This is a genomic window from Pseudomonas rossensis, from assembly GCF_039888995.1.
GTDB classification, from domain to species: domain Bacteria; phylum Pseudomonadota; class Gammaproteobacteria; order Pseudomonadales; family Pseudomonadaceae; genus Aquipseudomonas; species Aquipseudomonas rossensis.
Map to the genome: position 1 here is coordinate 47,096 of NZ_JBBWCB010000030.1, position 6,906 is coordinate 54,001.

The window sequence follows — 6,906 nt, forward strand, 5'->3', positions numbered from 1 at the left end:
TGCACATGGCGCAGCCGCTCACGACGCAGGAGTAGAGCGTGAACATTACCTATACATTGAAGCATCCCATCGGCAAACGTCAGAACTTCATGTTCGACGGCATTATTTATGCGACGGACGTACTGCAATTCGAAGGTCTCGATGAGCAGTACATCGTCACCAAAAGAACGCTGACCATCCCTTTCGAAATCGATCAACCGATCGAACGCGTCACACTTGAAACCGAGCTTTATAAACCTAAGCCTTAACCCCGCTGCGCCTCCGCCTCTTCATGCGCATGGCGCAGCCGCTCCCGACTGTTCGTCAGATGCAAGCGCATTGCTGCCCGCGCCGCATCCGAATCCTGGCGCGCAATTGCATCGTAAATTTCTTCGTGCTCACGGCTCAGACGATTCATGTAGTGCTGCTGATCGTCATGGGCCAGGCGCGCGGAGTTGAGGCGTGTGCGCGGAATGATGCTGGTGCCCAGGTGGGTCATGATGTCAGTGAAATAGCGGTTGCCGGTCGCCAGGGCGATTTGCAGGTGGAACTGGAAGTCGGACGCCACGGCATCGCTGGCATGGGAGACACTTTCATTCAATGCATCCAGCGCAGCTCGCATCAATGCCAACTGCTCGGGGCTGCGGCGTTGCGCGGCAAGGCCGGCGGATTCCACTTCCAGGCTGATGCGCAGTTCCAGAATCGCCAGCACGTCACGCAGCGTGACCACGGTCGCAGGGTCGATACGGAAACCGCTCGGGCTTGGGGTGTCGAGCACGAAGGTGCCGATGCCGTGGCGGGTTTCAACCTGGCCTGCCGCCTGCAAACGGGAAATCGCTTCGCGCACCACGGTGCGGCTGACGCCATGGGCATCCATGATCGCCGACTCGGTGGGCAACTTGTCGCCACGCTTGAGGTGACCGTCGCGGATCTGCTCGGACAGCACCGTCACCAGTTCCTGAGCGAGGCTGCGTCGCTTGCGAGGGAGGCGTGGTGCGTCGATCGGGTTTTCCATGGTGAACGTCTTTCTCGAAAGTTGCGGCTGAAACCGCATCATAGCTCAACGCGGTTGTACGATCACCCCGACCCGTAGGAGCTGCCGAAGGCTGCTCCTACAGAGGTTGTGGTGTTTACGCGGTCACGGCTTGGTCCACCAGATGGCCATTCTCGATACGAACATGCCGTGGATGGAAGCGCTTCAGGCTGCTGCGATGCCCGACGCTGACAATGCTCAAGCCCGGAATCTCATCGATCAAGGTCTGATACAGCGACGCTTCGTCCTCCTCGTCCATCGCCGAGGTCGCTTCGTCCATGTACAGCCATTGCGGTGCGTAAAGCAGCGCACGAGCGAAGGCCAGACGTTGCTGCTCACCCGGCGACAACATGCGCTGCCAGTGATTGGCTTCGTCCAGACGGGCAACGAGATGCGGCAAACGGCAGGCTTCCAGCACATGAACGTAGCGCTCGTGCGGATACGTATCGCCCGACTGTGGATAACTCAGCGCTTCACGCAGGCTGCCAATCGGCAGATACGGTTTTTGCGGCAGGAACAGATAACGCCCCGTCGGCAGACGAATACTGCCGTGGCCAGCCGGCCAAAGGTGCCCCATCGCTCGAAACAAAGTGGATTTACCGCTGCCGGAGCGGCCGCTGAGCATGACGCGCTCGCCCTCCTCCACGGTCATGTCGGCGTTGGTCAGCAGGTGACGACCGTCAGCGAGGTCGAGGCCAAGGTTATGCACCTTCAACGCCGACCCCGAATTCTGTACATCGATGGCCGGCGCACGCTCTTCGTTGTCGGTCATGGCCTGGCGGAAACTGAGCAGACGATCACAGGTGGCGCGCCATTCGGCAAGGTCCTGGTACGCCGTGATGAACCAACTGAAGTTGTCCTGGACGTTAGCGAACGCCGAGTTGATTTGCATCAGCTCACCCAGCTCGATCTTGCCAGTGAAGTAACGCGGCGCGGCGACCATGAACGGGAAGATGACTGCGATCTGCTCATAACCGGAAGTGAAGAAGGTCAGGCGCTTGGACACTTTCATGATGTCCCAGTAGTTGTGCCAGACCATCCCGAAACGGCTGCTCAAGCGGCGGTTCTCATTAGGCTCGCCGTTGTACAGCGCAATGCTTTCGGCATTCTCGCGAATCCGAACCATGGAGAAACGCAGGTCGGCTTCGAAGCGTTGCTGGTTGTTGTTGAGGCCTATCAAGCGACGGCCAATCAAATGCGTCAGCCAACTGGCGACGGCGGCATAAACCAGCGCGCACCAGAACATGTAACCGGGAATCGTGAAACCAAACACTTCGATACTGCCCGACACGCCCCACAGAATGATCGAGAACGATACGAGGCTGACGATGTTGCGAATCAACCCGAGCCCCAGGCCCAACGTGTTGGTGGTGAATTTATTGAGGTCTTCGGAAATCCGCTGGTCCGGGTTATCGGTGTAACCGCCCTGCTCCAGCTGGTAGTAATTCTTGTTGGCGAGCCAACGGGTAAAATGCTTCTCGGTGAGCCAGGCCCGCCAGCGGATGGTCAGCATCTGGGTCAGGTAGAGCCGATACACCGCGCCGAGAATGGCCACCGCCGCAATGCCGCAGAAATACAGGATCAACTGCCAGAACGCTGCCTCGTCCTTCTTTTGCAGGGCGTTGTAAAAATCCTTGTACCAACTGTTGATCCACACCGAAATCGCCACACTGAACAGCGACAGCGCGATCACGGCGATCAGCAACGTCCAGGCCTTGCCCTTCTCTTCACTGCGCCAGTAAGGCGTGGTCATCGCCCAGACTTTGCGAAAAAACTGCCCGCGCACAGCATCATTGACCGCGGAATATTCAGCGTTCTGATTCATGGAAAAGGCTCGATAAAGAAAAGAACACACACGAACCGATCATAGATGATCGGCATGTGTTGTAACGCTGTGTGACAACAATTGTTCAGGGGCGGTTCAGCGTTGAGGCCATTTTGACAAGTAACCCCCAATTGGTTGCCGCCGGTCGCCACTGTCAGATATGACAGTAGAGAGGTAGCGATATCTCGGGCCTACTGATCGCAACCCGTCGCCATGACGTGCGCAGGGCAATCTGGTTAAAACGCATACAAAGGAGCTATTTCGATGAACAATAAAACCAAGCCTACATACCCGATGCCAGAGGCGCCAGCCGTAAAAAATGGAGCGTTCTTCCTCAGTGGGTTAGGTGAAACCACTGAGATCAGAATTGGCTCCGGGGGTGTATGGCCACCAGGTGCTGAATACAAGTTTCAAGCCGTTTTTCTAGGGACTGACAAGAAATGGGACAGTGGCTACACATCATCAGCGAATGCATTAAAGGCCGACTTGCCTATCAACGAAATGCGCCCGCACATCCATCGAGAAGTCGAAATCAAGTTCTACATGAAATCCGAAGGTGTTGAACACCTCTCTGATCCATTGACCGTCCGGATCTTGCCGTAGAGGCATAAAGGGGCGAATAAACGACACTCCATGAGCATGGTTTATTCGCCACTCCCTCAAAAAAACTACAACTCAACGACGAACCGGGCGCTTCTGCAATTTGCGCTGCAAGGTGCGGCGGTGCATGCCCAGGGCGCGGGCAGTAGCGGAGATGTTGCCTTCGTGCTCGGTCAGCACGCGCTGGATGTGCTCCCACTGCAGGCGATCCACCGACATCGGGTTTTCCGGCACCAGCGTGTCGAGGTCGGCGTGCTCGGAGAGCAGCGCGGCCAACACGTCATCGGCGTCCGCCGGTTTGCACAGGTAATTGCAGGCGCCGCGCTTGATCGCCTCGACGGCGGTGGCGATGCTCGAGTAACCGGTGAGGATTACCACGCGCATTTCCGGGTCCAGCTCAAGCAGCTTGGGCAACAGCACCAGGCCGGAATCGCCGTCCATTTTCAGGTCCAGCGCGGCGTAGTCTGGCAGGTCAGCCTGAGCGATGGTCAGGCCTTCTTCGGCGGAACCGGCGGTGCTGACGCGAAAGCCGCGGCGGGCCATGGCACGGGCCATCACCCGGGTAAAAGTTGCGTCGTCGTCTACCAGCAGCAAATGCGGCAGTTCTTCGCCTTCGCCTTCGACTTGGATATCGTCACTCATGTTCGTCTCCTCGGGCGACACGGGGCAGGCGCAGCTCGGTGAGCGTGCCGCCTTCCTCATGACTGTAGAGTTTCACTGAGCCGCCGGCGCGTGTCACGCTGGCCTTGCTCAAAAACAGGCCCAGGCCGAAACCTTTGCCCTTGGTGGTAAAAAACGGCTTGCCGATCTGCTCGGCGATGGCCAGCGGCACACCGGCGCCGTGGTCGCGAATGCTGATGGTCAAGTCCTCGGCATTCCAGTCCAGCGTCACTTGCAACCCTTCGGGGCAAGCGTCGGCGGCGTTGTTGAGCAAATTCAGCAGCGCCTGGGTCAGGTCCGGTGGCGGTGCCATGCGCGGCACGGTGCCTTGGCCCAGTCGCTGGAAACGATAACTGGCTTCCGGGCGCATCAGGTGCCAGCGGTTCAGGGCTTCGTCGAGCCAATCGGTGACGTCCTGCATCTCCACGGCCAATCGACGATTCGCCTCGGCGGCGCGCACCAGTTGCTGCAAGGTTTCTTTGCAGAGTTTGACCTGATCCTGCAGCACGCTCAGGTCGTCCTGCAACATCGGGTCGTGATGGTCCTGACGCATTTCCTTGAGCAACACACTCATGGTCGCCAGCGGCGTGCCCAGCTCATGGGCAGCACCGGCGGCCTGGGTGGCGACGGCCAGCAGTTGTTGATCGCGCAGGCCCTCTTCGCGACGGATGGCACGCAGTTCTTCCTGACGGCGCAGCTCTTCGGCCATGCGTGCAGCGAAGAAGGTGATGACCGCCGCGGCCAGGGCGAAACTCAGCCACATCCCGTAAACCTGCAGGTTTTCACGAGCGATCGGGAAGGTTTGCAGCGGATAGAAGCGCGCCAGCAGCAAGGTGTACATCGTCAACGCGATACCGGACAGAATCACCGAATAACGCCACGGCAACGTCACGGCGGCGATGGTCAGCGGCACCAGGTAATAAGAGACGAAGGGGTTGGTCGAGCCGCCGGAGAAATACAGCAAGGCACTGTGGATAAACAGGTCGCAGGCCAGTTGCACGGCGTATTCGAGTTCGGTAACCGGCCATGAGGTGCGCAAGCGAATCGCCGTGAACGCGCACAGCAACATTGAGCAACCGAGGGTCGCGGCCAGTTGAAACCAAGGCAGCGGCAGCAAGTCGAGCCAGTACGCCAGGCCCACGGAGCCGGCCTGAGCGGCCAACACCAAGGTGCGGATAAACGTCAGCCGCCAGAGATTCTGGCGAGTTGCGGAAGTGATTTGAACGGGGGCGAGCATGAGCTCTCCTGATGAGCGCTCCAGGCGGATCGCACGGAGTATAACCAAGCACGGGGGCAGTCAGGCAAAAGTGCGGCAAACGGCCACAGGCCTTCAGCCAACACAAAGCCTTGTAGCAGCTGCCGAAGGCTGCGTTCGGCCGCGAAGCGGGCGTAAAACCTGAGACCTCATTCCGTCATGCAAAACGCGTCAGCCCAATTGCGACCGCTTCGCGCTCGAACGCAGCCTTCGGCAGCTGCTACAGGAGATCGCGTCGATCTGTATAGAAGTTGTAACTGTGCGAACCGGATCATAAAAGCTAGAGTCTGATGGTTTCACGCAGGCTCGGACCTTAACCCCTGCGCACCGTCCAAGGAGTTTTCATGCACAGTTTCAGCCGCAGCGCCGCCCTTCTTGCCCTTAGCGTTGGCACCGTCGCCAGCCTCCCGGCCCTGGCCGCCGACGAACTTCATTACAACCAGATCGCCCTGCGCGCCGAAGTCAGTCAGGAAGTCGCCCGCGACCTGATGATCGTGACCCTCTACACCGAAGAACAAAACACCGACCCGGCCAAACTCGCCGCCGACGTCAGCACCACCATGAACAAAGCGCTGGCCCAGGCCAAACAGGTCAAGGAAGTCACCCTGCGCCAGGGCAGCCGCAACAGCTACCCGATCTACGACACCAAGGGCCAGAAAATCACCGGCTGGCGCGAACGCGCCGAACTGCGCCTGGAAAGCTCCGACTTCGCGGCGCTGTCGAAACTGACCGGCGAACTGCTCACCGACCTGAAAATGGGTGGCATGGACTTCGCCATCGCCACACCAACCCGCCAGGCCAGCGAAGATGCGCTGCTTAAAGAAGCCGTGACAGCCTTCAAGGCCCGTGCTCAATTGGCGACCGACGCGTTGGGTGGCAAGGGTTATAAAATCGTTAACCTGAATTTGAACAGCAACGGTTATCCACAACCGTACATGCGTGGGCCGATGATGATGAAAGCGGCGAGCATGGACGGTGCGCCGGTTACGCCGGAAGTCGAAGCTGGTACAAGTCAGGTCAGCATGACGGCGGATGGTTCGATTGAAGTGTTGATGCCTTGATTCGATAACCCGTACACAAAAACGGCGATCACCGAAGTGATCGCCGTTTTTTATGCCAGACCAAAACCCACGTAGTCCCCCTGTAGGAGTTGCCGAAGGCTTAAAAAGCGGAACGCGGAGCGTGGGAACGATCAAAAAGGGACTCGCCGTTAAGGGCAAAACCCTAAGCGGCCGTTACCGCAGGAATGGATATGTACACCTGAAAGAGACTGGTCGGCTATTTGGCTTGCTCCCAACATTTGACTTATCAAACGCTCAACACTTGGAAAAAAGCCAAAAGCGCTACCGCAAGCAGCAAAGGTTGCACCCCCGGTACTACCAATACGCCCACGCAGCCCCCACCAAATCCCAAAGCCAAGCATCACCCACAGATGTCCACTGACAAACAGTAACGGAACAATCTGCCCCCACAGACACAACAACTCTTTAAACAACAAACACCTACCCAACAAACTAGAACTCAATCTCATTCACGCCCGCCCTCCCCATTCAC

Annotated in this window: 7 protein-coding genes; 3 read left to right on the top strand and 4 right to left on the bottom strand. The window is 58.2% G+C overall.

Annotated elements, in window-relative coordinates; genetic code table 11:
- Positions 1 to 38: 38 nt before the first annotated feature.
- Complete coding sequence (locus WLY71_RS10940) at positions 39 to 248, top strand: hypothetical protein (protein ID WP_347803553.1); 210 nt, start codon at positions 39 to 41, stop codon at positions 246 to 248.
- On the opposite strand, the gene WLY71_RS10945 is transcribed toward WLY71_RS10940, so the two are convergent.
- Both WLY71_RS10945 and WLY71_RS10950 read right to left on the bottom strand, forming a co-directional pair.
- A complete protein-coding gene (locus WLY71_RS10945) occupies positions 245 to 994 on the bottom strand; it encodes a FadR/GntR family transcriptional regulator (RefSeq protein WP_046045828.1) in 750 nt (249 codons plus the stop codon). The two genes, WLY71_RS10940 and WLY71_RS10945, sit on opposite strands and share 4 nt — an antisense overlap.
- 115 nt (positions 995 to 1,109) lie before the next feature.
- Entirely contained in the window at positions 1,110 to 2,837 is a 1,728-nt protein-coding gene (locus WLY71_RS10950) for an ABC transporter ATP-binding protein/permease (protein ID WP_347803554.1), read from the bottom strand.
- 264 nt (positions 2,838 to 3,101) lie between these two features.
- Here WLY71_RS10950 and WLY71_RS10955 point away from each other — a divergent pair, with 264 nt between their 5' ends.
- Entirely contained in the window at positions 3,102 to 3,440 is a 339-nt protein-coding gene (locus WLY71_RS10955; RefSeq protein WP_347803555.1) for a hypothetical protein, read from the top strand.
- A 72-nt stretch (positions 3,441 to 3,512) separates the two neighbouring features.
- Here the strand turns inward: WLY71_RS10955 and WLY71_RS10960 are convergent, their stop codons facing one another.
- Both WLY71_RS10960 and WLY71_RS10965 read right to left on the bottom strand, forming a co-directional pair.
- Positions 3,513 to 4,079, bottom strand: a complete 567-nt coding sequence (locus tag WLY71_RS10960; RefSeq protein WP_045061485.1) for a response regulator transcription factor — start codon at positions 4,077 to 4,079, stop codon at positions 3,513 to 3,515.
- Positions 4,072 to 5,334: an ATP-binding protein gene (locus WLY71_RS10965; protein WP_095129467.1), complete on the bottom strand. Its 1,263-nt coding sequence runs from the start codon at positions 5,332 to 5,334 to the stop codon at positions 4,072 to 4,074. Before WLY71_RS10965 ends, WLY71_RS10960 begins: the two co-directional genes overlap by 8 nt.
- Positions 5,335 to 5,696: 362 nt before the next feature.
- Between WLY71_RS10965 and WLY71_RS10970 the strand changes: the two genes are divergently transcribed.
- Positions 5,697 to 6,413, top strand: a complete 717-nt coding sequence (locus tag WLY71_RS10970) for an SIMPL domain-containing protein (RefSeq protein WP_347803556.1) — start codon at positions 5,697 to 5,699, stop codon at positions 6,411 to 6,413.
- Positions 6,414 to 6,906 lie beyond the last annotated feature (493 nt).

What these genes read in the sequence shown, in the direction of transcription:
- WLY71_RS10965 (WP_095129467.1), bottom strand. Translation starts at nt 5,334, where the DNA reads ATGCTCGCCCCCGTTCAAATCACTTCCGCAACTCGCCAGAATCTCTGG.
- WLY71_RS10950 (WP_347803554.1), bottom strand. Translation starts at nt 2,837, where the DNA reads ATGAATCAGAACGCTGAATATTCCGCGGTCAATGATGCTGTGCGCGGG.
- WLY71_RS10955 (WP_347803555.1), top strand. Translation starts at nt 3,102, where the DNA reads ATGAACAATAAAACCAAGCCTACATACCCGATGCCAGAGGCGCCAGCC.
- WLY71_RS10970 (WP_347803556.1), top strand. Translation starts at nt 5,697, where the DNA reads ATGCACAGTTTCAGCCGCAGCGCCGCCCTTCTTGCCCTTAGCGTTGGC.
- WLY71_RS10960 (WP_045061485.1), bottom strand. Translation starts at nt 4,079, where the DNA reads ATGAGTGACGATATCCAAGTCGAAGGCGAAGGCGAAGAACTGCCGCAT.
- WLY71_RS10945 (WP_046045828.1), bottom strand. Translation starts at nt 994, where the DNA reads ATGGAAAACCCGATCGACGCACCACGCCTCCCTCGCAAGCGACGCAGC.